Source organism: Pseudomonas sp. LS_2, assembly GCF_042709235.1.
Taxonomy (GTDB): Bacteria; Pseudomonadota; Gammaproteobacteria; order Pseudomonadales; family Pseudomonadaceae; genus Aquipseudomonas.
Genome location: NZ_JAVAYC010000014.1, coordinates 58861 through 84048, shown reverse-complemented (window position 1 = coordinate 84048; position 25188 = coordinate 58861). Strand labels below are relative to the sequence as shown.

At 64.4% G+C, this 25188-nt stretch carries 23 protein-coding genes and 1 other RNA gene; 15 read left to right on the top strand and 9 right to left on the bottom strand.

The window, feature by feature from the left end; translation table 11 throughout:
• The first annotated feature begins 152 nt into the window (after nt 1–152).
• On the top strand, nt 153–302 hold the full coding sequence (locus RAC97_RS14760; RefSeq protein WP_375100002.1) for a hypothetical protein: 150 nt from the start codon (nt 153–155) through the stop codon (nt 300–302).
• Between the two features lie 19 nt (nt 303–321).
• Here RAC97_RS14760 and RAC97_RS14755 read toward each other — a convergent pair whose 3' ends face one another.
• From RAC97_RS14755 to RAC97_RS14740, 4 genes are all read right to left on the bottom strand, one after another.
• Nucleotides 322–930: a 5-formyltetrahydrofolate cyclo-ligase gene (locus RAC97_RS14755; RefSeq protein WP_375100003.1), complete on the bottom strand. Its 609-nt coding sequence runs from the start codon at nt 928–930 to the stop codon at nt 322–324.
• Nucleotides 931–1010: 80 nt separating this feature from the next.
• A non-coding RNA gene (gene ssrS / locus RAC97_RS14750) (6S RNA) lies at nt 1011–1190 on the bottom strand.
• A gap of 17 nt (nt 1191–1207) precedes the next feature.
• Nucleotides 1208–1525 (bottom strand): cell division protein ZapA, encoded by a 318-nt coding sequence (locus RAC97_RS14745; RefSeq protein WP_375100005.1) that lies wholly within the window; start codon nt 1523–1525, stop codon nt 1208–1210.
• Nucleotides 1522–1743, bottom strand: a complete 222-nt coding sequence (locus RAC97_RS14740; RefSeq protein WP_375100007.1) for a TIGR02449 family protein — start codon at nt 1741–1743, stop codon at nt 1522–1524. The genes RAC97_RS14745 and RAC97_RS14740 overlap by 4 nt, the downstream gene beginning before the upstream one ends.
• A gap of 154 nt (nt 1744–1897) precedes the next feature.
• On the opposite strand from RAC97_RS14740, the gene RAC97_RS14735 reads away from it, so the two are divergent.
• The 10 genes from RAC97_RS14735 (at nt 1898) to gcvP (ending at nt 14393) form a co-directional block, all read left to right on the top strand.
• Nucleotides 1898–2452 (top strand): YecA family protein, encoded by a 555-nt coding sequence (locus RAC97_RS14735; protein WP_375100009.1) that lies wholly within the window; start codon nt 1898–1900, stop codon nt 2450–2452.
• A 22-nt stretch (nt 2453–2474) separates the two neighbouring features.
• Entirely contained in the window at nt 2475–3809 is a 1335-nt protein-coding gene (pepP, locus tag RAC97_RS14730) for a Xaa-Pro aminopeptidase (protein WP_375100011.1), read from the top strand.
• Nucleotides 3806–5005 (top strand): 2-octaprenyl-6-methoxyphenyl hydroxylase, encoded by a 1200-nt coding sequence (ubiH, locus tag RAC97_RS14725; protein WP_375100013.1) that lies wholly within the window; start codon nt 3806–3808, stop codon nt 5003–5005. The genes pepP and ubiH overlap by 4 nt, the downstream gene beginning before the upstream one ends.
• Nucleotides 5002–5484 (top strand): DUF4442 domain-containing protein, encoded by a 483-nt coding sequence (locus tag RAC97_RS14720; protein ID WP_375100014.1) that lies wholly within the window; start codon nt 5002–5004, stop codon nt 5482–5484. Before ubiH ends, RAC97_RS14720 begins: the two co-directional genes overlap by 4 nt.
• Before the next feature lie 9 nt (nt 5485–5493).
• Entirely contained in the window at nt 5494–6711 is a 1218-nt protein-coding gene (locus RAC97_RS14715) for a 2-octaprenyl-3-methyl-6-methoxy-1,4-benzoquinol hydroxylase (RefSeq protein ID WP_375100015.1), read from the top strand.
• Nucleotides 6712–6871: 160 nt separating this feature from the next.
• Nucleotides 6872–7873: an extracellular solute-binding protein gene (locus RAC97_RS14710; protein ID WP_375100017.1), complete on the top strand. Its 1002-nt coding sequence runs from the start codon at nt 6872–6874 to the stop codon at nt 7871–7873.
• A 220-nt stretch (nt 7874–8093) separates the two neighbouring features.
• Entirely contained in the window at nt 8094–9653 is a 1560-nt protein-coding gene (locus RAC97_RS14705) for an ABC transporter permease (protein WP_375100123.1), read from the top strand.
• A gap of 123 nt (nt 9654–9776) precedes the next feature.
• On the top strand, nt 9777–10859 hold the full coding sequence (gcvT, locus tag RAC97_RS14700; protein ID WP_375100018.1) for a glycine cleavage system aminomethyltransferase GcvT: 1083 nt from the start codon (nt 9777–9779) through the stop codon (nt 10857–10859).
• A gap of 47 nt (nt 10860–10906) precedes the next feature.
• Entirely contained in the window at nt 10907–11290 is a 384-nt protein-coding gene (gcvH, locus tag RAC97_RS14695; RefSeq protein WP_375100019.1) for a glycine cleavage system protein GcvH, read from the top strand.
• A gap of 229 nt (nt 11291–11519) precedes the next feature.
• Nucleotides 11520–14393, top strand: a complete 2874-nt coding sequence (gene gcvP / locus RAC97_RS14690) for an aminomethyl-transferring glycine dehydrogenase (RefSeq protein ID WP_375100020.1) — start codon at nt 11520–11522, stop codon at nt 14391–14393.
• Nucleotides 14394–14428: 35 nt separating this feature from the next.
• Here gcvP and RAC97_RS14685 read toward each other — a convergent pair whose 3' ends face one another.
• The 3 genes from RAC97_RS14685 to RAC97_RS14675 all read right to left on the bottom strand — a co-directional run bounded on the left by RAC97_RS14685 (nt 14429) and on the right by RAC97_RS14675 (nt 16931).
• Nucleotides 14429–14743, bottom strand: a complete 315-nt coding sequence (locus RAC97_RS14685; protein WP_375100021.1) for a DUF2388 domain-containing protein — start codon at nt 14741–14743, stop codon at nt 14429–14431.
• A 90-nt stretch (nt 14744–14833) separates the two neighbouring features.
• Nucleotides 14834–16513: a GspE/PulE family protein gene (locus RAC97_RS14680; RefSeq protein ID WP_375100022.1), complete on the bottom strand. Its 1680-nt coding sequence runs from the start codon at nt 16511–16513 to the stop codon at nt 14834–14836.
• A gap of 103 nt (nt 16514–16616) precedes the next feature.
• Nucleotides 16617–16931 carry a hypothetical protein gene (locus RAC97_RS14675; protein WP_375100023.1) on the bottom strand — a complete coding sequence of 105 codons (315 nt, stop codon included), beginning with the start codon at nt 16929–16931 and terminating at the stop codon, nt 16617–16619.
• 126 nt (nt 16932–17057) lie between these two features.
• On the opposite strand from RAC97_RS14675, the gene RAC97_RS14670 reads away from it, so the two are divergent.
• Nucleotides 17058–17528: an Lrp/AsnC family transcriptional regulator gene (locus RAC97_RS14670; protein ID WP_375100024.1), complete on the top strand. Its 471-nt coding sequence runs from the start codon at nt 17058–17060 to the stop codon at nt 17526–17528.
• A gap of 7 nt (nt 17529–17535) precedes the next feature.
• Here the strand turns inward: RAC97_RS14670 and RAC97_RS14665 are convergent, their stop codons facing one another.
• Nucleotides 17536–18903, bottom strand: a complete 1368-nt coding sequence (locus tag RAC97_RS14665; protein WP_375100026.1) for a CYTH domain-containing protein — start codon at nt 18901–18903, stop codon at nt 17536–17538.
• A 148-nt stretch (nt 18904–19051) separates the two neighbouring features.
• On the opposite strand from RAC97_RS14665, the gene argE reads away from it, so the two are divergent.
• Both argE and argA read left to right on the top strand, forming a co-directional pair.
• Nucleotides 19052–20194, top strand: a complete 1143-nt coding sequence (argE, locus tag RAC97_RS14660; protein ID WP_375100027.1) for an acetylornithine deacetylase — start codon at nt 19052–19054, stop codon at nt 20192–20194.
• A gap of 125 nt (nt 20195–20319) precedes the next feature.
• Entirely contained in the window at nt 20320–21618 is a 1299-nt protein-coding gene (gene argA / locus RAC97_RS14655) for an amino-acid N-acetyltransferase (RefSeq protein WP_375100028.1), read from the top strand.
• 157 nt (nt 21619–21775) lie between these two features.
• Here the strand turns inward: argA and RAC97_RS14650 are convergent, their stop codons facing one another.
• A complete protein-coding gene (locus tag RAC97_RS14650; RefSeq protein ID WP_375100029.1) occupies nt 21776–23152 on the bottom strand; it encodes a glutamine synthetase family protein in 1377 nt (458 codons plus the stop codon).
• 668 nt (nt 23153–23820) lie between these two features.
• Between RAC97_RS14650 and RAC97_RS14645 the strand changes: the two genes are divergently transcribed.
• Nucleotides 23821–25179 (top strand): glutamine synthetase family protein, encoded by a 1359-nt coding sequence (locus tag RAC97_RS14645; RefSeq protein WP_375100030.1) that lies wholly within the window; start codon nt 23821–23823, stop codon nt 25177–25179.
• The last annotated feature ends 9 nt before the right edge of the window (nt 25180–25188 follow it).

The window sequence follows — 25188 nt, the reverse complement described above, 5'->3', positions numbered from 1 at the left end:
AGAAATAACCTATTGCAGTAAACCGACAGTCGGTTGGCGTCAACGTTTGCTTGGCGACGCAGGTTGTCGGAAAATGCGCCGATTTCAAGCACCACGCTCCGGTAGCACCAAGAAGGCTGTCGAGCGGATCAGTTTGCCTTAGGGGGGCAACCATGAAAAAACGCAAACCGGATTTGCTCTGGGTATTGGCCTTTCTTTTCGGCCTGGGCGTCGTCACCACCGGTTATGCGCAGGGTTTCTGGGAGCGAAAGATGGACGCCGCCTACCAGACCCCGATCGAGCACACCCAGGCGCAACGCTGAGCCCGCCTTCCGGCGTGGCTCACTGCGGTGCAAGGTACCAGCCACGGTCCGATACCGTCCCGCGCAGTGGCACATCCCAGCTGGCCTGGGCCAGCCGCTCGACTTTCTGGCATTCATGGGCCAGCCCCAGCAGGAGCGGCTTCTTCCAGGTTTTGCGGCGCGCCTGGTAGGCCAGGCTGCGGTCATAGAAGCCACCCCCCATCCCCAGCCGTCCTCCCACTTCATCGAAACCGACCAGCGGTAGCAGGACCAGGTCCAGCGCCCATGTCGGGCGTTGCCGCTTGCGTGAGGTCAGCGGCTCCGGAATACGGAAGCGATTACGCCGCAAGGTTTCGCCCTGTTCGAAGCGCTGGAACACCATACGTGTACGCGGCCAGGCATTGAGCACGGGCAGGTAGGTGCGCTTGCCGCGCTTCTGGGCGGCGCGCAGCAACAGGCGTGGGTCGATCTCGCCATCGTTGGGCAGGTACAGGGCGATATGCCGGGCGCGGCGGAACACGGGGTGCTGGGCCAGTTGCCGGTACAGGCCGAGCGTGGCCTGGCGTTGCTGAGCTGGCGTCAGGGCGCGGCGGGCGTTGCGCAGCAGGCGGCGCAGTTGAGGGCGGCTGAGCGGCGCGGTGTCGGTCATGGCACAGGCGGTCCCGAGGCGTTGGCCAACAACGCTGGCCGAAACGAAAAGCCCGCCTGGGAGGGCGGGCATTTGAATTCAGGCTCCCCGATGAAACCGCTATCGGTGTAGCCCTTGAACCCGAAAGTTCAAGGTGGAGATTGCAGGGGGCGTTAAGGCTTTCCGTCGAGCGGACATGCACACCTGCCCCAGCGTGCAACCCCCGTGGTTGTGCGTATCGGCTCAGGGACATAACCGACTGGCGCATCCCCCAGGGAGTGGCGCCAGTATATCAAGCTCAGCCGATTTTGGTATCCGCCTCGTCGCCCAATGCCTGGTCGACACGCTCGAGCAGGTCGCGCACCTGCTCGCGGGAGGTACCGCCGCTGGCCACTTCCGGACGCTCCTGGCGGTGCAGCAGCTCGTGGGTGATGTTCAGCGCGGCCATGACCGCGATACGGTCGGCGCCGATCACCTTGCCGCTGCTGCGGATCTCACGCATCTTGCCGTCCAGGTAGCGTGCTGCGCTGACCAGGTTGTTGCGTTCCTCGGGCGGACAGATGATGGAATATTCCTTGTCGAGGATCTGGACGGTGACGCTGTTGCTTGAACTCATGAGTCTTGCTCCAAGGCCTTGAGGCGCAAAATCATCGATTCGATCTTGCGTCGTGCGATCTCGTTCTTTTCGATGAGGTGGGCGCGCTCCTCGCGCCAGGACTTTTCCTGCGTTAGTAGGAGTGCATTTTGCCGTTTTAGTTGCTCGACGCGCTCGATCAGCAGCTCGAATCGGCTCATCAGCGCTTGCAGGTCGTTTTCTTGCGCGTTCTCTTGCATGGTGTGCGCTCGCTTCGCTCCGTCGTCGATCGTCCGGCCATCATGCCTGTCCCGGGGGCGGGACGGCCAGTGCAGATGGTCTTGGCGCGCCTGCCGGTGCTAGGATACAAGGCCTTCATTCTAGTCAAATGCGCCGCCTGGCGCCTAGCAGCCCATGCCCAATACCCAATCGCCGTACATCGCCTTTGCCATGCTGCTTTCCAGCAATGGTCACCCTGTCACTCCCGCTGAGCTGCACGGCCTGCTGATCGGTCGCAGTTGCGCCGGTGCCGGCTTCGATGCCGAGGCCTGGCTGGCTGACGCTGCCCAGTTGCTCGAAACCGAACCAGGCGACAGCGTGCGCAACGCCCTGGTCGGCCTTCAGGAGATGGTCAAGGCCGAACTCACTGGGGAAGACGTCGCTATCGTCCTTTTGTTGCCCAGTGATGACGCAGCGCTGGCCGACCGTGCTGCCGCCCTGGGCCAATGGTGCCAGGGCTTCATTACCGGCTTCGGCCTGAACGCCGGTGGCAAGGACTTGTCCACCGATGCCAAGGAAGTGCTCCAGGACCTGGTGGCCATTTCGCAGGTGCAGGAAGCGCTGGAAGAGTCCGAAGACGGCGAGAGCGACTACATGGAAGTCATGGAGTACCTGCGCGTCGCGCCGCTGCTGCTGTTCACCGAGCTGGCCAAGCCCGAAGCGCCCGCACCCAAGCCATCGCTGCATTGATCGTTCCGGGGGTCGTTTGCCCATGAGCCACATACCCAAGGCGGAGTACGCCCGTCGGCGCAAGGCGCTGATGGCGCAGATGGTCCCCAACAGCATCGCCATCCTGCCGGCTGCTGCCGTTGCCATCCGCAACCGCGATGTCGAGCACGTGTATCGCCAGGACAGCGACTTCCAGTACCTCAGCGGTTTCCCCGAGCCCGAGGCGGTGATCGCCCTGATTCCCGGCCGTGAGCACGGCGAGTACGTGCTGTTCTGCCGCGAACGCAACCCTGAGCGCGAGCAGTGGGACGGCCTGCGCGCCGGCCAGGAGGGTGCGATACGCGACTTCGGCGCTGACGACGCCTTCCCCATCACCGATCTCGACGAGATTCTGCCGGGCCTGATCGAGGGCCGCGACCGGGTCTATACCGCCATGGGCAGCCACCCCGAGTTCGACCGCCACCTGATGGAGTGGATCAACGTGATCCGCTCCAAGGCGCGCCTCGGCGCCCAGCCGCCGAACGAGTTCGTTGCCCTGGATCACCTGCTGCACGACATGCGCCTGTATAAATCGGCGGCGGAAGTGAAGGTGATGCGTGCGGCGGCCGAAATTTCCGCGCGCGCGCACGTGCGAGCCATGCAGGCCTGCCGCGCCGGGCTGCATGAGTTCAGCCTGGAAGCCGAGCTGGACTACGAGTTCCGCAAGGGCGGGGCGAAGATGCCGGCCTACGGCTCGATCGTCGCCGCCGGGCGCAATGGCTGCATCCTGCACTACCAGCAGAACGACGCGCTGCTCAAGGACGGGGACCTGGTACTGATCGACGCCGGTTGCGAGATCGACTGCTACGCCAGCGACATCACCCGCACCTTCCCGGTCAGCGGGCGTTTCTCGGCCGAGCAGAAGGCGATCTACGAGCTGGTGCTCAAGGCTCAGGAAGCCGCGTTCGCCGAGATCGCCCCGGGCAAGCATTGGAACCACGCCCACGAGGCGACGGTGCGGGTCATTACCGAGGGCCTGGTCGAGCTGGGGCTGCTCAAGGGCGAGGTGCAGGCATTGATCGACAGTGAGGCGTATCGCGCGTTCTACATGCACCGCGCCGGGCACTGGCTGGGCATGGACGTGCACGATGTGGGCGAATACAAGGTCGGCGGGCAGTGGCGAGTGCTCGAGCCGGGCATGGCGTTGACCGTCGAACCCGGCATCTACATTGCCGCCGACAACCAGGACGTCGCCAAGAAATGGCGCGGCATTGGCGTACGAATCGAGGACGACGTGGTGGTGACCCGCAACGGCTGTGAAATTCTCACATCGGGCGTGCCGAAGACGGTCGCCGAGATCGAGGCGTTGATGCGTGACGCGCGCGGGGTCGTTGCATGAGCCGGGTCAACCTGGCGATCATCGGCGGCGGGCTGGTCGGCGCCAGCCTGGCCCTGGCCCTGCAGGCTGGAGCCAAGGCGCGTGGCTGGAAGATCCTGCTGGTCGAGCCGTTCGCCCCAGGCGACAGCTTCCAGCCCAGCTATGACGCACGCTCCTCGGCGCTATCCTTCGGTACGCGGCAAATTTACGAGCACCTGGGCCTGTGGCAGGCCATCAGCCGCCGCGCCGAGCCGATCCGTCAGATTCTGGTGTCCGACCGCGGCCGTTTCGGCGCCACCCGCCTGGATGCCCTCGAAGAAGGCGTGCCGGCGCTCGGCTACGTGCTGGAGAATGCCTGGCTCGGCCAGTGCCTTTGGCAGGGGCTGGACAGCGAGGTGGTCACCTGGCGCTGCCCCGCCGAGGTCAAGGCCATGCAGGCGATCGAGGGCGGCTACCGCCTGCAACTGGACGACGACACCCTGGTCGAATGCGACCTGGCGGTGCTCGCCGATGGCGGGCGCTCCGGCCTGCGCGAGCAGTTGGGTATCCACGTGCGCCGCACGCCCTACGACCAAAGCGCGCTGATCGCCAACATCACCCCCGGCGAGGCCCATTGCGGGCAGGCCTTCGAGCGTTTCACCGAACAAGGCCCGATGGCCCTGCTGCCGTTGCCGGAAAATCGCTGCGCGCTGGTGTGGACGCGCCAAGGCATGGATGCCAAGCGCCTGGTCGAGCTCGACGAGCGTGCTTTCCTGCGCGAGCTGCAGGAGGCGTTCGGCTATCGCCTGGGCGCGCTGCGCCAAGTGGGCGCACGTCATCTGTACCCGCTGTCGCTGGTGGAAGCCGAGGAGCAAGTACGCCCGCACCTGGTGGTGCTCGGCAACGCCGCCCACAGCCTGCACCCGATTGCCGGCCAGGGCTTCAACCTGTCGTTGCGTGACGTGCAGTCCCTGGCCGAAGCGCTGCTCGGCGGGCCGCAGCACCCCGGCGATCTGGCCACGCTACAGGCCTACCAGCAACGCCAGCGCCGCGACCAGGCCATGACGATCGGCTTCTCCGACCAGGTCACACGCCTGTTTGGCAGCAACCAGCCGCTGATTACTGCCGGGCGCAACCTCGGCCTGCTGGGGCTGGACCTGCTGCCGCCGGCCAAAAGCTGGTTCGCCCGCCAGGCCATGGGCCTGGGCACCCGTCCCGACCTGCGGGGCCGGGCATGAGCGATACCCGCAAGCTCGCCCGCCGCGCCCGCATGCTGCGCTGGCTCCTGAACTTCTACCCGCCCTACCTCGGTGCTGGCATCCGAGTGCTGCATATCAGCCCCGACATGCGCAGCGCCAAGGTGCGTATGAAGCTGACCCGCCTGAACCGCAACTATGTCGGCACCCAGTTCGGCGGCAGCCTGTATTCGATGGTCGACCCCTTCTACATGCTGCTGCTCATCGAGCAGCTGGGGCGCGACTACATCGTCTGGGACAAGGCTGCCAGCATCGACTTCATCGCGCCTGGCAAAGGCCCGGTGTTTGCCGAATTCCACATCGATGACGCGCTGCTGGAGGAGATCCGCCAGCAGACAGCAAGCGGCAAGAAGTACCTGCCCCGTTTGCAGGTCGATATCCGCGATGGCGCTGGCGAGCTGGTGGCGCGGGTCGATAAAACCCTATATGTGCGGCTCAAGCCGCAAGCGAGGCTGGCGTAAGGCATGGAAATGCGCGCAGATCTGTTGATAGTCGGTGCCGGCATGGTCGGCAGCGCACTGGCCCTGGCCCTGCGCCACAGCGGCCTGGAAGTGATCCTGCTGGACGGTGGTCCGCTGTCGGTCAAACCGTTCGACCCGGCCTCGGCGTTCGAGCCACGGGTCAGTGCGCTGTCGGCCGCCAGCCAGCGCATCCTCGAGCGCCTGGGCGCCTGGGAGGGCATCGCCCGGCGCCGCGTGTCACCTTATTCGGACATGCAGGTGTGGGACGGCAGCGGCACCGGGCAGATCCACTTCTGCGCCGCCAGCGTGCATGCCCACGTACTGGGCCATATCGTCGAGAACCGTGTGGTGCAGGATGGCCTGCTCGAGCGCCTGCACGACAGTGACGTCGGCCTGCTGGCCAATGCCCGCCTAGAACAGCTGCGACGCTCCGGCGATGACTGGCTGCTGACCCTCGCCGACGGCCGCAGCCTGCGGACCCCGCTGGTGGTCGCTGCCGACGGTGCCAACTCTGCGGTTCGGCGGCTGGCTGGCTGTGAAACCCGCGAGTGGGATTACCTGCACCACGCCATCGTCACCAGCGTGCGTTGCAGCCAGGCGCACCGGGCCACGGCCTGGCAGCGCTTCACCGACGAAGGCCCGCTGGCGTTCCTGCCGCTGGCCCGCGATGGCGGGCAGGACTGGTGCTCGATCGTCTGGTCGACCACCCCGGAGCACGCCGAGCAGATCATGGCGCTGGACGACACGGCGTTCTGCCAAGCCTTGGAGCGCGCCTTCGAGGGGCGTCTGGGCCAGGTGCAACATGCCGACCCGCGGCTGTGCGTGCCGCTGCGCCAGCGCCATGCCAAGCGCTACGTCCAGGAAGGGCTGGTGCTGATCGGCGATGCAGCGCACACCATCCACCCGCTGGCGGGGCAGGGCGTCAACCTGGGCTTCCTGGACGCCGCCGTGTTGGCCGAAGAGCTGGTGCATGCCTGCGAGCGCGGTGAGCGCCTGGCGGATGTGAAGGTCCTCAGCCGCTACGAGCGTCGGCGCATGCCGCACAACCTGGCGTTGATGGCGGCCATGGAAGGCTTCGAGCGGCTGTTCCAGGCCAACCCTTTGCCGCTGCGGTGGCTGCGTAACACGGGGCTGAAGCTGGTCGAAGGCATGCCCGAAGCCAAGGCGTTGTTCGTGCGTCAGGCGTTGGGGCTGAGTGGCGATTTGCCTGAGCTTGCTAAAGCCTGAGGGGTTCGGGGGGCTACAGGCTTACGGCGACCCCTGTAGGCGCGGGCTTGTCCGCGAAAGGCTGCCCAGCAGACCCTTGCAACATTCGGTAACGGGTGTAGTGGTGAGTAGGAAAATGGGATTCACTACCATTTACACCTCAACCACCGAGGAGCACGTCATGTTGCCACGCAAACCCCTACTGGCCGCCCTGGCTCTTTCCTTGTTCGCAGGCACCGCCAGCGCGGCGGACGAAGTGGTGGTGTACTCCTCGCGTATCGACGAATTGATCAAGCCGGTATTCGACGCCTACACCGCCAAGACCGGCGTGAAGATCAAGTTCATTACCGACAAGGAAGCCCCGTTGATGCAGCGCATCAAAGCCGAGGGCCAGAACGGCGTGGCCGACCTGCTGCTGACCGTGGACGCCGGCAACCTCTGGCAGGCCGAGCAGATGGGCATCCTGCAACCGCTCAAGTCGGACGTCATCGACAAGAACATCCCCGCCCAGTATCGCGCGTCCTCCCATGAGTGGACCGGCCTGAGCCTGCGCGCGCGGACCATCGTCTACTCCACCGAGCGGGTCAAGCCCTCGGAGCTGAGCACCTACGAGGCGCTGGCCGACAAGCAGTGGGAAGGCCGTCTGTGCCTGCGCAGCTCGAAGAAGGTCTACAACCAGTCGCTCACCGCCACCTTGATCGAGAGCCACGGCGAGGCCAAGGCCGAGCAGGTCGTCAAGGGCTGGGTCAACAACCTGTCCACCGACCCGTTCTCCGATGACACCGCCGTGCTGCTGGCGATCGAGGCCGGCCAGTGCGACGTGGGCCTGGTCAATACTTACTACTACGGCCGCCTGCACAAGGAAAAGCCCAGCCTGCCGGTCAAGCTGTTCTGGCCGAACCAGGCGGATCGCGGTGTGCACGTCAACCTCTCGGGCATCGGCCTGACCAAGCATGCACCGCATCCGGAAGCGGCGAAAAAGCTGGTGGAGTGGCTGACCAGCGTGGAGGCGCAGAACCTGTTCGCCGACATCAACCAGGAGTTCCCAGCCAACCCGCAGGTCAAGCCGTCGGCGGAAGTGGCGGCCTGGGGCAGCTTCAAGGCTGACAGCATTCCGGTAGAAGTGGCTGGCAAGCGCCAGGCCGAGGCCATTCGCCTGATGGATCGGGCTGGCTGGAACTAAGCGCAAGGCTTTATGCTTTCGGGGCTGTTCAGGGCCCTTTCGCGGGCAAGCCCGCTCCTGCAGGGTTCGCTGAGCCCTGTAGGAGCGACCTTGTCGGGGCGTCGAGCCGTCGCGAACGACCGCAACGCGGTCGCAATCCACCATAGAGACATCCTCATTGCCCCATTCCCCCCAACGCCGCTGGCACCTCCCGGTCTCCTTCGTCGCCCTCCTGGTGCTCATGCCGCTGAGCGTGCTGCTGCTGTCATGGCAGTCGATCGATGTGCAGATCTGGTCGCACCTGCTCGACACCCAGATGAGCCGCCTGCTCGGCAATACCCTGACGCTGATCCTCGGCGTCGGCATCGGCGTGACTGTCCTGGGCGTGAGCCTGGCCTGGCTCACCAGCCTCTGCGAGTTCCCGGGCAGGCGCTGGCTTGACTGGGCGTTGATGTTGCCGTTCGCCATTCCAGCCTATGTGCTGGCGTTCGTCTTCGTCGGCCTGCTGGACTTCGCCGGCCCCGTGCAGAGCGCGCTACGCGAAGTGTTCGGGCCTATGCGCCTGCCCCGGGTGCGTTCCACCGGTGGTGTCATCATCGTGCTGGTGCTGGTGTTCTACCCCTATGTCTACCTGCTCGCGCGCACCGCCTTTCTCGTCCAGGGCAAGGGCCTGATGGAAGCGGCGCGAGTGCTTGGTCTGTCGCCGTTGCAGGCGTTCTGGCGGGTGGCGCTGCCGATGGCGCGGCCGGCCATCGGCGCGGGAATCGCCCTGGCGCTGATGGAGACCCTGGCGGATTTCGGCGCGGTCTCGGTATTTAACTTCGACACCTTCACCACCGCCATCTACAAGACCTGGTACGGCTTCTTCAGCCTTTCCAGCGCCGCGCAGCTGGCCAGCCTGCTGCTCTTGGTAGTGATACTGGTGCTGTACGGCGAGCGCCGCGCACGGGGCGCCAGCCGCACCGGCAACGAACGCCCGCGTGGCCAGGCGCTCTACCACCTGCGTGGCGTCAAGGCGCTACTGGCCAGTAGCTGGTGCGGGCTGGTATTCGCCTGTGCCTTCGTCATCCCGATGCTGCAATTGCTGGCGTGGTTCTGGCAGCGCGGGCGGCATGACCTCGACGAGCGCTATGCCGGGTTGATCCTGCACACCCTGTACCTGGGCGCCCTGGCAGCGCTGATTACCGTGTGCGTGGCCTTGCTGCTGGCATTCGCCCGGCGCCAGGCACCGACGCCGGCGATACGCGCCGGCGTCGGTATGGCCAACCTGGGCTATGCGTTGCCAGGTTCGGTGCTGGCGGTGTCGATCATGCTGGCTTTCAGCTTCCTCGATAACCAACTGGTGATACCGCTTTCCAAGGGGTTGGGCGGTGCGGGCAAGCCGCTGCTGCTGGGCAGCCTGTCGGCGTTGCTGCTGGCCTACCTGGTGCGCTTCATTGCCGTGGCCTATGGCCCGCTGGAGAGCAGCCTGGAGCGTATTCGACCCTCGTTGCCAGAGGCCTCGCGCAGCCTGGGTGTCAGTGGCACAGGATTGTTTTTCAGGGTGTATCTGCCCTTGTTGCTACCGGGGGCCCTCAGCGCCGCGCTGCTGGTGTTCGTCGACGTACTCAAGGAAATGCCGGCCACCTTGCTGATGCGCCCGTTTGGCTGGGACACCCTGGCGGTACGGGTGTTCGAGATGACCAGCGAAGGGGAGTGGGCGCGTGCTTCCCTACCCGCCCTGACCCTGGTGCTGGTAGGCCTGCTGCCGGTGATTGGCCTGATCCGCCGCTCGGCGCAACGCCTGGGCGAGGGGCGCTGAGGGTGCCAGTCCGCGCCCATGCGGCTACAATGCGCGGCATTCGCAGCGGCGAGTCCTACAAGAAACGGTGACCAGTAAACGTCGCCACCATCGCCGCTTCGCCACGCCCGGAAGGAGAAACCCATGGGACAGCGTACGCCTTTGTATGACCTGCACCTGGCGCTTGGCGCCAAGACGGTCGATTTCGGCGGTTGGGACATGCCCCTGCATTACGGCTCGCAAGTCGAGGAGCACCACCAGGTGCGTAGCGACTGCGGGGTCTTCGACGTCTCCCACATGACCGTCATCGATATCGACGGCCCTGCCGCCACCGCCTGGTTGCAGCACTTGCTGGCCAACGACGTGGCGCGTCTGGATAGCGCAGGCAAGGCGCTCTACAGCCCGCTGCTGAATCAGCAGGGCACCATCATCGACGACCTGATCGCCTATCGCACCGAGGACGGCTACCGCGTGGTAGTCAACGCCGCCACCCGCGACAAGGTGTTGGCGTGGCTGACTGAAAGCAGTCACGGCCAGGATGTACGCTTCAGAGCGCGCCCCGAACTTGCCATTCTCGCCATCCAAGGCCCGCGCGCGCGGGAAAAGGTCGCCGAGCTGGTGAGTGCCGCGCGCGCAGCGTTGATTCGCGAACTGCGGCCTTTCGAGGGCCTCGCCGAAGGTGACTGGTTTATCGCCCGCACCGGCTACACCGGCGAGGACGGCCTGGAGATCATCCTGCCCGGTGAACAGGCCCCTGCCTTCTTCAACGACCTGGTCGGCGCCGGTATCGCGCCGAGCGGCCTTGGCGCACGTGACACGCTGCGCCTGGAGGCTGGCATGAACCTGTATGGCCAGGACATCGACGAAGCCCATACCCCACTTACATCCAACCTGGGCTGGAGCATCGCCTGGGAGCCTGCCGGGCGCGACTTCATCGGCCGCAAGGCACTGCTCGCGGAAATCGAGCAAGGGGTGAAGGAAAAACTGGTCGGCCTGGTGCTGGAGGAGCGTGGCGTATTGCGCGCCCACCAGCCCGTGCGTGTAGCCGGAATTGGCGAAGGGGAGATCACCAGTGGTAGTTTCTCGCCTACGCTGAGCAAGTCCATTGCATTGGCGCGCGTACCCATGGCCACCGGCGACCGAGCCGAGGTTGAGATTCGCGGCAAGTGGTACCCGGTGCGGGTGGTCAAGCCGACCTTCGTGCGCCACGGCAAGATTCTTATCTGAACAATTACCGGCGGGCCGACCGCTGAGCCAATCGAGGAATACAACCTATGAGCAATATCCCCGCCGACCTGCGTTTCGCCGAAAGCCACGAGTGGGCACGCCTGGAGGCCGACGGTACGGTGACCGTCGGTATCAGCGACCATGCCCAGGAAGCCCTGGGCGATGTGGTGTTCGTCGAGCTGGCCGAAGTCGGCAAGACCTTCTCTGCTGGCGACGCGGCAGGTGTGGTCGAGTCGGTCAAGGCCGCTTCCGATATCTACGCACCAGTGGGTGGCGAGGTGATCGCGGTAAACGAAGAGCTGGCAGACAGTCCGGAACTGCTGAACGAAGAACCCTACGGGTCGTGGATCTTCAAGCTCAAGCCAAGCGACAAGACCGAGCTGGACAAGCTGCTGGACGCGGCCGGCTACAAGGCCGCCATCGGCGAGTGATGCCGAGGCTGTTCCTATAGCTGCTCGCAACGGCAGCGTAGATCCTGTAGGAGCGGGCTTGCCCGCGAAGAACCCACTGCGGTGCATGCCCAGGGCTTGCGCCCTGGTTCGCGGGCAAGACCGCTCCTACCGGGTATGGGCCGTGCTCACGATCGATTTACCTGCAACATCCCCGATCCCTTCCTAGACTTGTAAGTCTCTTTGACAACTGGTCCGGGAAACGATCACCATGTCCCAGTCGCCATCCCTGAGTCAACTGCAAGCGCTCAACCCTTTCCTGCGTCGCCACCTGGGGCCCGATGCTTCGGAGCAGGCTGCGATGCTCGCTGCCCTGGGCGTAGCCAGCCGTGGCGAACTGATCGACCAGACCGTCCCCCCAGGCATTCGCCTGGGTCGCCCGCTCGACCTGCCTGCCGCCCTCGACGAACAGGCCGCACTGGCCAGGTTGGCCGGCTATGCCAACCAGAACCAGGTCTGGACCAGCCTGATCGGCATGGGCTACCACGCCACTCTCACCCCGACCGTGATCCTGCGTAACGTGCTGGAGAACCCCGGCTGGTACACCGCCTACACGCCCTACCAGCCAGAGATCGCCCAAGGGCGGCTGGAGGCGCTGCTGAACTACCAGCAGATGGTCATCGACCTTACCGGCCTGCCCCTGGCCAACGCCTCGTTGCTGGACGAAGCCAGCGCGGCGGCGGAGGCCATGGCACTGGCCAAGCGCGTCGCGCGCAACAAGCGCAACACCTTCTTTGCCGACGAGCATTGCCACCCGCAGACCCTCTCGGTATTGAAAACCCGCGCTGAAGGTTTTGGCTTCGAGTTGGTGGTCGATTCGCTGGACAACCTCGGCAAGCACCAGGTGTTCGGTGCCTTGCTGCAATACCCCGATACCCATGGCGAGGTCCGCGACCTGAAGCCAATGATCGAGCAACTGCATGCACAGCAGGCCATGGCCTGCGTGGCGGCAGATATCCTGAGCCTGGTGGTGATGACCCCGCCTGGTGAGCTGGGCGCCGACGTGGTGCTTGGCTCCACCCAGCGTTTCGGCGTGCCGATGGGCTACGGCGGCCCCCACGCGGCCTATTTCGCCTGCCGCGATGAGCACAAGCGGGCCATGCCGGGGCGCATCATCGGCGTGTCCCGCGATGCCCGTGGCAACACCGCCTTGCGCATGGCGTTGCAGACCCGCGAGCAGCACATTCGTCGCGAAAAGGCCAACTCCAACATCTGCACCGCCCAGGTGCTGCTGGCCAACATCGCCGGTTTCTATGCCGTCTACCATGGCCCTGAAGGGCTGCTGCGCATCGCCCAGCGCGTGCACCGGCTGACCCGCCTGCTGGCCACTGGTCTTGAGTCCAAGGGTGTCAAGCGCATCAACCAGCACTTCTTCGATACCCTCACTCTCGACGTGGGCGGTACCCAGGCGGCGGTGATCGAAAGCGCCGAGGATGCGCGCATCAATCTGCGCATTCTCGGGCGCGGCCACTTGGGTGTGAGCCTCGACGAAACCTGTACGGCAGAAACCGTCATGCGCCTGTTCGACATCTTCCTGGGAGTCGACCACGGCTTGGCTATCGACACCCTCGACCAGCAGCCCCTGGCCGAAGGCATTCCGGCTGCCTTGCAACGCGGCACGCCGTTCCTCGAACACCCGGTATTCAACCAGCACCACAGCGAAACCGAGATGCTGCGTTACCTCAAGCAGTTGGAGAACAAGGACCTGGCTTTGAACCAGTCGATGATCCCGCTCGGCTCCTGCACCATGAAACTCAATGCCACCAGCGAGATGATCCCCATCACCTGGCCGGGCTTCGCCCTGTTGCACCCGTTCGCTCCCGAGGCCCAGGTACAGGGCTACCGGGCGATGATCGACGAACTGGAAAGCTGGTTGTGCGCCATCACCGGCTTCGACGCCATCTGCATGCAGCCCAACTCCGGCGCCCAGGGCGAATACGCCGGGCTCATGGCCATTACCCGTTACCACCGCAGCCGGCGCCAGCCCCAGCGCACGCTGTGCCTGATCCCTTCATCGGCCCATGGCACCAACCCGGCCTCGGCGCAGATGGCTGGCATGGAGGTGGTGATCGTCGAGTGCGACGATGCCGGCAACGTCGACCTCGATGATCTGAAGGCCAAGGCCCAGGAGGCGGGCGAGCGCCTGTCGTGCCTGATGGTCACCTACCCCTCGACCCATGGGGTGTACGAGGAAGGCATCCGCGAGATCTGCGAAGCGGTGCACCAGCAAGGCGGTCAGGTGTACATGGACGGCGCCAACCTCAATGCCCAGGTCGGGCTGGCGCGCCCGGCGGATATCGGTGCGGACGTCTCGCACATGAACCTGCACAAGACTTTCTGCATTCCTCACGGCGGCGGCGGCCCAGGCATGGGGCCGATCGGCGTGAAGAAACACCTGTTGCCCTTCGTCGCCAGCCACCCGGTGGTGCCAGTGCCTGGGCTGGACCCGAACAACAGCGCGGTGAGCGCCGCACCCTGGGGCAGTGCCAGCATCCTGCCGATCAGCTGGATGTACATCGCTATGATGGGTCCGCAACTGGCCGACGCCAGCGAGGTGGCGATCCTTTGTGCCAATTACCTGGCCAGCCAGCTGGGCGGCGCATTCCCGGTGCTGTATCGCGGCCGCAACCAGCGTGTGGCCCATGAATGCATCCTCGACCTGCGCCCGCTGAAGGCACAGACCGGGATTACCGAGGAGGATGTGGCCAAGCGCCTGATGGACTACGGCTTCCATGCCCCGACCATGTCGTTCCCGGTGCCGGGAACGCTGATGGTGGAGCCCACCGAGAGCGAGTCGAAGGCCGAGCTGGATCGCTTCGTCGAAGCCATGCTGGCAATACGCGAGGAAATTGCCCAGGTGCAGGAAGGGGTGTGGCCTGGGCTCGACAACCCGCTCAAGCATGCGCCACACACCTTGGCTGATGTGTTGGCGCCGTGGAGCAGGCCCTACAGCCTGGAACAGGGGGTCGCGCCCAGTGCTCACGTGCGTCAGCACAAGTATTGGCCAGCGGTGAACCGGGTCGACAATGTGTATGGCGACCGGAATCTGTTCTGCGCGTGTGTGCCGGTGGAGGCGTATCGCTGAAAAATCAGGGGGCTGCGTGGCAGCCCCCTGAAGGTTTATTCGGCGACGGCGTTCTTCGCCAGGATGGCGTTCGCCAGCTCCATGTCACTGGCCTCGACACCTGGGTTGTCCGCCCGCACCTGACGCATCGCTGCCTCGAGGAATGGCCCACGGATCGCGCCTTCGCTGGCGACGAAGCTGCCGGCGTCTTCCTGCGCCGCGACGATCATCTTATGGTCCTTGAAGGTCAGGTAGGTCGAACCGGTGGTGGCGCCGGAGGAAATGACATTGCGCCAGAAGCCGTCGGCCATGGCAGAGCCGATAGGCAGCGAGAGCAGGGCGGCGGCTGCGATGGCGGTTTTGAGACGCATGGTGGATCACCTCGATTGGTGAGGGTTGAAGATGGCGGGTTTGATCCTGCCAGGCGGATGCAAGTTCCCTGTACGCAAGGGTTTTTCCACTTATCCACAAACCCTCAGCACCTCTGCCCGGCTGGTCAGTCGACAGCTGACTTTCTCTTCACCGCACTGGCGCAGGTCGCGCAACCCCTCGGCGACGGCTTGGCGGCGTAGCATTGCCAGATCGACGTGCGGGCCGACCTGGGCCAGCAGGTGCTCGCTGGGCGCAAGCAGTTCGAACAAGCCGGTGCGCCCGTGGTAGCCGGTGCCGCGACAATCGCGGCAGGCGCTGTGGCCAGGGCGAGCGCTGCCCTGGCAACGGCGGCACAGGGTGCGCACCAGGCGCTGGGCCATTACCCCGATCAACGTGGCTTTGATCAGGTAGTCGGCAACCCCCAGCTCCTGCAGGCGAGTGATCGCGCCGCAGGCGTCATTGGTATGCAAGGTGGAAAGCACCAGGTGCCCGGTGAGCGCCGCTTGCACGGCCACCTGCGCGGTCTCGCGGTCACGTATCTCACCGATCATGATGATGTCCGGGTCCTGGCGCAGCAGCGCCCGCACGCCGTTGGCAAAGCCCAGGTCGAGCGAGGGCTGGACCTGCAACTGGTTGAAGGCCGGCTCCAGGCGCTCGATGGGGTCTTCGATGGTGCACAGGTTGACCTCTGGCGTGGCCAGGCACTTGAGGCTGGCGTAGAGCGTGCTGGTCTTGCCGGAACCAGTAGGGCCGGTCACCAGCAGAATGCCTTGGCGCCGTTGCAGCAGCGCCTGCCACTGTTCGCGCAGCGCCCCCTCCAGGCCGAGGCGCTCGAAGTCCTCGTTGCGTTGCTCGGGGTCGAACAGACGCAGCACCAGTTTTTCGCCAAAGGGCGTCGGCAGTGTGGACAAGCGCATCTCCACCTCGTTGCCTGTGGCCAGCCGGGTTTTCAGGCGGCCATCCTGCGGGCGGCGCTTTTCGGCGACATCCATGCGCCCGAGGTGCTTGAAGCGGCTGACCAGTGCCAGGCTGACGCTGGCCGGAAATGCGTAGACACCATGCAACAGGCCGTCGATGCGATAGCGCAACTGGCCATGTTGGCGTCGCGGCTCGAGGTGGATATCACTGGCGCGCTGTTCGATGGCGTACTGCAACAACCACTCGACGATATGGGCGATGTGCTCGTCCTGCACGCTGCTGGCGTTGCGCGCCCCTTGTTCCAGCAATTGCTCCAGATCGCCCAGGCTGGCCCGCTGTTGCGCGTGGGCACCTTGTACCGAGTGAGACAGGCGCAGGCAGGTCTCGGTCAGCTGGCGAATCAACACCGGGCTCGCCAGCACGCGGTGCACCGGGCGCGCCAGGCTTTGGGCGAGGTCGGTTTCCCAGTCGCATTGGAAGGGCTGTGCGCTGGCCACGGTGACCCCCGCCGCGTCCGAGGCGATCGCGAGAATGCCGTGGCGCTCGGCGAAGGCTGGGGATATCAGCCCACCGGTGCGGGCCATGTCGACTTGCAGAGGGTCGATGCGCAGGTACGGTTGCCCTGCTTTGTCCGCCAGCCACTGGCAGAGGGCATCGAGGTCGAGCGCCGCGTCAGGCTGCGCGCGATCCGCCAGGTCAAGGCTGGCAAGGGTTTCCAGTGGGTGTTCGCCCGGCTGCTGTTGTGCGCGCTCCAGTGCTGCGAGCACATCGGCGGCGTGCAGTCGCCGTTCGGCGAGCAGGGTGTCGAGCACGCGATGCAGGTCGAGTGCGTGGTTTTCGTCTGTGAGCATGGCGGCGTCCGTGCCGGTGGGGAGGATACCGAGCAAGGCTAGACGCCGCAGCGAAGTGCATCCAAGGCAAGCGGTTACGGCATTTTTCGCAAGGCTTGGCAGTTCAGCCGAACGCCAGCTCGAGCCGACTGGGTGCAGGTTCCAGGTGGACTTCGGCGACACAAACCAGGTTACGCATTTTCTGCGCGATCACCTCGGCGCGGTGCCAGCTAAGGGCCGCGATACCGATTTCGACATGCAACAGGTCATCGTGCTGGCTCACCTGCACGCTGTGCGGGGTGAGAAATTGCAGGGCAAACAGGTTGAGCACGCGGCACAGCGCGTCGGGCTCTGCTTCGGCTTGCAGGCGATAGCACACGCTGGCATGAGGGGTGTTGGCGGCCCAGGTGTCGGGGCGGGGCGAGGTGAGAGCTTCCATAGGGCCTCCTGTGATGGCAGGAGAAATTCTTTCAGGTCTGTCCGGGTATTTCTTCGCTATCATTCCAGTCAATCGCCATGTTTGCGAATTGTTCAATTCTGAATGTCTGCCAAGAAGGAATTATTAATGCTGGGTGAACTGGACGCCTACGATCGCCGCATCCTGGAGTTGCTGCAGGAAGACGCTTCGCTGTCCAGCGCGCAGGTCGCCGAGCGCGTCGGCCTCTCGCAATCGCCGTGCTGGCGGCGTATCCAGCGTTTGAAGGAGGAAGGGGTCATCCGTGGCCAGGTGACCTTGCTGGACCGCAAGAAAGTCGGGCTGAACACGCAGATCTTCGCCGAGGTAAAGCTCAATGCCCACGGGCGTTCCAACTTCACTGAATTCACCGAGGCGATCCGCGGTTTTCCCGAGGTGCTGGAGTGCTATGTGCTGATGGGGTCGGTGGACTTCCTGCTGCGTATCGTCACGTCGGATATCGAGGCGTATGAGCGCTTCTTCTTCGAAAAACTATCGAACGTGCCGGGCATACAAGAGGTGAACTCGATCGTCGCGTTGTCGGAGATCAAGTCCACCACCAGCTTGCCGTTGGGGCGCTGAAGGAGCTTCAGCCTTTGAGCAGGTGCTTCCAGCCGCGGCTCTGGTCGACCGCACGAGCCTGCTCGACGCGCTCTTCCAGCAACTCGTCGGAAAGAGGCTGTTCGGCCAGGGCGTGCAGTCTTTTCAGGTCGCCGTAGAGGCGGTCCATCTGCGGTGCATCGAGCACCTGGCGAGCGTGATGCAGCCAGGTAAGCAGTTGCTCGATACGTGGCAGCTGCTCGGCCAGGTCTTCCGGACGTTGCACATACAGCGGCAGCTTCAACGCGCGGCCTTCCTCGCCCAGCAGGTGAGCCAGCCAACTGGCCAACTGCGCCTTGCCCTGGCGCTCGCCACGGCCTTTGCGTTCCACGGTCCAGGCGCGAGCCAGCAGCCAACGCGAGGTTTCCAGCGAGAACTGGCCCCAGCGGGTGTCTTCCAGCTCTTCGGCGAACTGCTCGGGCGCCGCGCGGCGGATGTCTTCGTCGTCGTTGCCGGCTTGCACCAGCGGACGCCAGTCTTCCAGCAAGGCGTCCAGGCGGCTGCGCAGGTCGCGAGTGCTGGCGCGTGGCGCGGCCTGGCCCAGGCTGCTGGTAAGGGCGCGCAATTCGGCCAGGCACTCGACCCAGTCCTGCAGCAGGCGCCAATGGCCATTGTGGCGATACTGCTCGGCCAGGCGTTGGCTACTGCCCAGCAGTTGCCAGGCCAGGGCGGCATAGGCGTCGTCCAGCAGGGTTTCGGCGTCCAGTTCGGTGGTCGGCAGGCTCAGCTCGTAGCTGTCCGGCTCCAGCAGGCGGTAGCCGCGTTCGGCCTTGCTGATGTCGCACGGCATCAGCGGCAGGCTGGCGGCGAGTTCGGCGGCCAGTTCCAGCAGCGCTTCGGGGGCGCCTTCACGCAGTTCCAGCTCCAGCTCGCAGATAGGCTCCTTGCGCTTGCCGACGATCACGAAACCTTGGTCCAGGGCGGCTTCGATGACTACCTTGGCCTTGCCGCGGCCCCAGGAGATCTCGGCGTATTCGCGGGTGAAGTCGGTGGTGAACAGCGGCTTGATGGTCTTCTTGTCCAGCTCGGCCAGTTGCTCGGGCCAGCAGCTGTCGTCGAGCTTCTTCAAGTCCAGCTTGACCTTGTCCAGGTACCACTCGTACTCGTTGCGCTCGGACAAGCCGGCGACGCTCTGGCCGCGGCACTTGAGGGTCTGGATGATGACCTCGCCGTCGCGCCGCAGGCGCAGGGCGACGCGGGCGGCCGACAGGTCGCGGCCAGGGGTGTCGAAGTACTGGTTGAGCAGTTCGCGGGTCTGCCAGCCGGACTTGTTGCGCTTCTTCAGCAGGGGGTGCTCGCGCAGGGCGGCAAGGGTCTCGCGGCTGGCGCGGAGTTTGAGTTCGGTTTCTTTGTGCATCGCGGGCTCGAAGGAGGGCATCGTGTGGGTGGCAGTCTACATGACTGTAGGCTTGTGCCGGATTCTTCGTAGGCTAAACCTGTGAATGGTTGCCGCAGGATGTTACTGCGTGGTTATGATGGTCCGACGCCCTCGAAGGAATTTGCGCATGCCGTTGCCGTCGCTTAAAGACCAGTTCGCCGCCCTGATCGCAGCCCCCTCTGTCAGCTGTACCCAGGCTGCGCTCGACCAGTCGAACCGCCCGGTCATCGACCTGCTGGCGGGTTGGCTGGGCGACCTGGGCTTTCATTGCGAGATCCAGCAGGTAACGCCGGGCAAGTTCAATCTGCTCGCCAGCCGCGGCACCGGCCCTGGTGGGTTGGTGCTGGCCGGGCACAGCGACACCGTGCCCTACGACCCGCAGTTGTGGAGCAGCGACCCGCTCAAACTTACCGAGGTCGATGGTCGTTGGGTGGGCCTGGGTAGTTGCGACATGAAGGGCTTCTTCGCCCTGGTGATCGAAGCCGTGCTGCCGCTGCTGGAGCACGACTTCAAGCAACCGCTGCTGATCCTTGCCACCTGCGACGAGGAAAGCTCGATGTCCGGCGCTCGCGCACTGGCCGAGGCCGGGGCGCCGCTGGGGCGGGCGGCGGTGATCGGCGAGCCTACGGGCCTCAAGCCGATTCGCATGCACAAGGGCATTCTGATGGAGCGCATCGAGATCCTCGGGCGCAGTGGCCACTCGTCGGACCCAAGCCTGGGCCGCAGCGCCATGGAGGCCATGCACGCGGTGATGGCCGAGATGATGGACCTGCGTCAGCAATGGCAGAAAACCTATTCCAACCCGCAGTTCACCGTGCCTACGCCGACCATGAACTTCGGCTGTATTCATGGTGGCGACAACCCCAATCGCATCTGCGGCCAATGCGCCATGGAGTTCGACCTGCGCCCCTTGCCGGGCATGGACCCTGAGCAACTGCGCGCGGCGATCCGCGAGAAGCTGGTGCCCCTGGCCGAGCGCCATGACGTGCGCATCGACTACGCCCCGCTGTTCCCCGAGGTGCCGCCCTTCGAGCAGAGCGCCGACGCCGAGCTGGTGCAATTGGCCGAGCGTCTCACCGGTCACCGCGCCGAAGCGGTGGCCTTCGGCACCGAGGCGCCGTATCTTCAGCAACTTGGTTGCCAGACCATCGTGCTCGGCCCTGGCGACATCAGTTGTGCCCACCAGCCGGGCGAGTACCTTGAAATGTCACGAATCGAGCCTACCGTGCGTCTATTGCGTGACTTGATCCGGCACTATTGCCTGGTTTAAACGTCCACTGACCTGATTCGTTCCTGCCTAGAGGAGACCGCGCGTGACCGCAAGCCTGTTCCGACGATGACTTTCGAACGTTGTGCGCCTTCACCGTTCTCGTTCACTTATCCACAGGCCCTGTCATGCCCGATTACGTCAACTGGCTGCGTCATGCTTCTCCCTACATCAACGCCCACCGCGACTGCACCTTCGTGGTCATGCTGCCCGGAGATGGGGTAGAGCACCCCAACTTCGGCAATATCGTCCACGACCTGGTGCTGCTGCACAGCCTCGGCGTGCGCCTGGTGCTGGTGCACGGCTCGCGCCCGCAGATCGAAAGCCGCCTGGCCGCTCGTGGCCTGACCCCGCATTACCACCGGGGCATGCGCATCACCGATGCCGCGACCCTGGACTGCGTGATCGATGCGGTGGGCGCCTTGCGCCTGGCCATCGAGGCGCGCCTTTCGATGGACATGGCCGCTTCGCCTATGCAGGGCTCGCGCCTGCGCGTGGCGTCCGGCAACCTGGTCACTGCGCGGCCGATCGGCGTGCTGGAAGGCGTGGACTACCACCATACCGGCGAGGTTCGGCGGGTCGACCGCCGGGGTATCAACCGCCTGCTCGACGAGCGCTCCATCGTGCTGCTTTCCCCCCTGGGCTACTCGCCGACCGGGGAAATCTTCAACCTGGCCTGCGAAGACGTGGCCACTCGCGCGGCCATCGACCTGGGCGCGGACAAACTGCTGCTGTTCGGCGCCGAGCCGGGCCTGCTGGACGAAAACGGCAAGCTGGTACGCGAGCTGCGCCCACAGCAGGTGCCCGCGCATTTGCAGCGCCTGGGCAGCGACTACCAGGGCGAGTTGCTCGACGCCGCTGCCGAGGCCTGCAAGGGCGGCGTGGCGCGCAGCCATATCGTCAGCTATGCCGAAGATGGCGCGCTGCTGACCGAGCTGTTCACCCGTGGCGGTGGCGGTACGCTGGTGTCCCAGGAGCAGTTCGAGGTGGTGCGCGAGGCGACCATCGAGGATGTCGGCGGCCTGTTGGAACTGATCAGCCCGTTGGAAGAGCAGGGCATCCTGGTGCGTCGTTCGCGCGAGGTGCTGGAGCGCGAGATCGAGCAGTTCAGCGTGGTCGAGCGCGAAGGCATGATCATCGCTTGCGCTGCGTTGTACCCGATTGCCGATTCCGAGGCGGGCGAGCTGGCCTGCCTGGCGGTGAACCCGGAATACCGCCATGGTGGGCGTGGCGACGAGTTGCTCGAACGCATCGAGGCGCGGGCGCGCATCCTGGGCTTCAAGACCTTGTTCGTGCTTACTACCCGCACCGCGCACTGGTTCCGCGAGCGTGGCTTCGAGCCTAGTGGCGTGGAGCGGCTGCCTGCGGCGCGGGCATCGCTGTACAACTACCAGCGTAATTCGAAGATCTTCGAGAAGTCTTTGTAAGAGGCAGTCTGTACCGGCCTCTTCGCGGGTAAACCCGCTCCTACAGATACAGCGCTTGCCTTCAGACCGGTGCAGTAGCTGTGGGAGCGGGTTTACCCGCGAAGCAGGCGACACTGTACTCAATGAAAAACGCCGCCCTTGTGGGCGGCGTTTTCGTCTACACGGTGTGCAGGTACCAGTTGTACTCGAGGTCGGAGATGGAGTGCTCGAACTCCTCCAGCTCGCTTTCCTTGCACGCGACGAAGATGTCGATGTACTTGGGGTCGATGTACTTGTTGAGGATCTCGCTGTCGTCCAGCTCGCGCAGGGCATCGCGCAGGTTGTTCGGCAGGCTCTGCTCCAGTTGCTCGTACGAATTGCCTTCGATCGGCGTACCGGGGTCGACCTTGTTGGTCAGGCCATGGTGCACGCCGGCCAGCACGGCCGCCATCATCAGGTACGGGTTGGCATCGGCACCGGCCACGCGGTGTTCGATGCGCACCGCATCCGGGGCGCCGGTGGGCACGCGCAGGGCCACGGTGCGGTTGTCCAGACCCCAGCTCGGCGCGTTCGGCACGTAGAACTGAGCGCCGAAACGCCGATACGAGTTCACGTTCGGGCAGAGGAATGCCATGGATGCGGGCAGGGTCTCGAGCACACCGCCGACCGCGTGACGTAGCGCGGCGTTCTGCTCGGGATCCTCGCTGGTGAAGATGTTGTTGCCATCTTTGTCCAGCACCGAAATGTGTACGTGCAGGCCGTTGCCCGCCTGGCCCGGGTAAGGCTTGGCCATGAAGGTGGTGTCCATTTCATGGTCGTAGGCGATGTTCTTGATCAGGCGCTTGAGCAGTACGGCGTAGTCGCAGGCCTTCAGCGGGTCGGCGACATGGTGCAGGTTCACCTCGAACTGCGCCGGGGCGCTTTCCTTGACAATGGCGTCGGCAGGAATGCCCTGCTCCTTGGCGCCCTCGAGGATGTCCTGCAGGCAGTCGGCGTATTCGTCGAGGTCGTCGATCAGGTACACCTGGGTCGACTGCGGGCGCTTGCCGGAGATCGGCGAGCGAGGCGGCTGCGGGCGGCCGTTCACGTTCTCCTGGTCGATCAGGTAGAACTCCAGCTCGAACGCGGCGCAGATGGTCAGGCCCATGTCGGTGAACTTGCTCACCACCTGGCGCAGTACTTCGCGCGGGTCGGCGAAGAACGGCTCGCCTTCCAGTTCGTGCATGGTCATCAGCAGCTGCGCAGTAGGACGCTTCTGCCAGGGTTCGTTGGAGAGAGTGCCAGGGATGGGGTAGCAGATGCGGTCGGCGTCGCCGATATCCAGGCCAAGGCCAGTGCTTTCGACGGTCGAGCCGTTGATATCCAGGGCGAAGAGGGAGGCAGGCAGGTTGATGCCTTTCTCGTAAACCTTGTGGAGGCTGGTGCGCTCGATGCGCTTTCCACGCACCACACCATTCATATCTGCAATCAGAAGGTCAACGTAGAGAACCTCAGGATGTTCCTTAAGGAACGCGTTCGCTTCGTTAAGCTGAACGGCACGCGGGGGTACCGACATGATGCAACACCTTTGTTGTTAAAAATATCAATCAAGGGGGGCTTGCAAGCCCAGTCAATCGAAAAGACATAGTGATGTCAAGCCAACCCCATGATGCCCTGAAATGGCACATATGCGGCGGATTTGCTGCATATCAGGGCGCGCCATTATCCGCTATTTTCACGCTGGAGGGCTATCTCGGACAAAGCGTCTTTTATTTTTTACGGAGGTGTTGTGTAAAAAAATGAACGGCGCTAAGCTCGGTCGCAACCCATAACAGTAATAATACGAGGGTCACATGGTCCGCTTGCCGCGACCTGAAAGCGCTGCCTGCACCGCGCAGTCAGGTATTTTTACCGCTTGTCGCACAGCCTTTGCGCGCCTGGTCCATCGCCTGGATGAACTGGCCGCAATAATTGACGCGCGCTGCAGCCAGCCCATGCCCCGTAGCAGTTTACTGCACGCTTTTCTTCCTTCCTGCCCTTTGCTTTCGTCGTGGAGCGCGCTTTTTCTCGCGGCTTCACCGCTGTCCTGCGAGAGGGTTTTTGCTTTAGCAACATACTCCATCCAGAATCAAGGCGCGGGCCTTCGCAGGCACCGTGGTGCCGCGTGCGCCGTCCTTGAGCGACGCCAGGCGTCAGTAGCGCCCGAGTGCCAGGCACCGGGTCACCTTACCTCCTGAGGTACTTATGAGTAACAACCTCGACCAGCTCACCGATTGGTTGAAAGAACACAAGATCACCGAAGTCGAATGCCTGATCAGCGACTTGACCGGCATCACTCGCGGCAAGATCTCGCCCACCAACAAGTTCATCGCCGAGAAGGGCATGCGCCTGCCCGAAAGCGTGCTGTTGCAGACCGTTACCGGCGACTACGTCGATGACGACATCTATTACGAACTGCTCGACCCGGCCGACATCGACATGATCTGCCGTCCCGACCAGGACGCCGTGTTCCTGGTGCCATGGGCTATCGAGCCGACCGCCCAGGTCATCCACGACACCTACGACAAGAAAGGCAACCCGGTCGAGCTGTCGCCGCGCAACGTGCTCAAGAAAGTGCTCAAGCTCTACGCCGACAAAGGCTGGCAGCCGATCGTCGCGCCGGAGATGGAGTTCTACCTGACCAAGCGCAGCGAAGACCCTGACTTCCCGCTGCAACCGCCAGTAGGCCGCTCTGGCCGCCCGGAAACCGGCCGGCAGTCGTTCTCCATCGAGGCGGCCAACGAATTCGACCCGCTGTTCGAGGATGTCTACGACTGGTGCGAGTTGCAGCAGCTGGACCTCGATACGCTGATCCACGAGGACGGCACGGCGCAGATGGAGATCAACTTCCGTCATGGCGACGCCCTGCACCTGGCCGACCAGATCCTGGTGTTCAAGCGCACCATGCGCGAGGCCGCGCTCAAGCACAACGTGGCCGCCACCTTCATGGCCAAGCCAATGACTGGCGAGCCGGGCAGCGCCATGCACCTGCACCAGAGCGTGATCGACGTGGCCACTGGCAAGAACATCTTCGCCAACGACGACGGCAGCATGAGCGAGCTGTTCCTCAACCATATCGGCGGGCTACAGAAATTCATCCCCGAGGCGTTGCCGCTGTTCGCGCCGAACGTCAACTCGTTCCGCCGGTTCCTGCCCGATACCTCGGCGCCGGTGAACGTCGAGTGGGGCGAGGAGAACCGCACCGTCGGCCTGCGCGTGCCGGATGCCAACCCACAGAATCGCCGGGTGGAGAACCGCCTGCCGGGCGCCGATGCCAACCCGTACCTGGCCATCGCCGCCAGCCTGCTGTGCGGCTACATCGGCATGGTCGAGGGCATCCAGGCCAGTGCGCCGGTCCAGGGACGTGGCTACGAGCGACGCAACCTGCGTCTGCCGCTGACCATCGAGGACGCCCTTGAACGCATGGAAAACAGCCGGGCGCTGGTGCAGTACCTGGGCAAGAAATTCATTGCCGGCTATGTCGCCACCAAGCGCGCCGAGCATGAAAACTTCAAGCGCGTCATCAGTTCCTGGGAGCGAGAGTTCCTGCTGTTTGCCGTGTAACCCACCCTG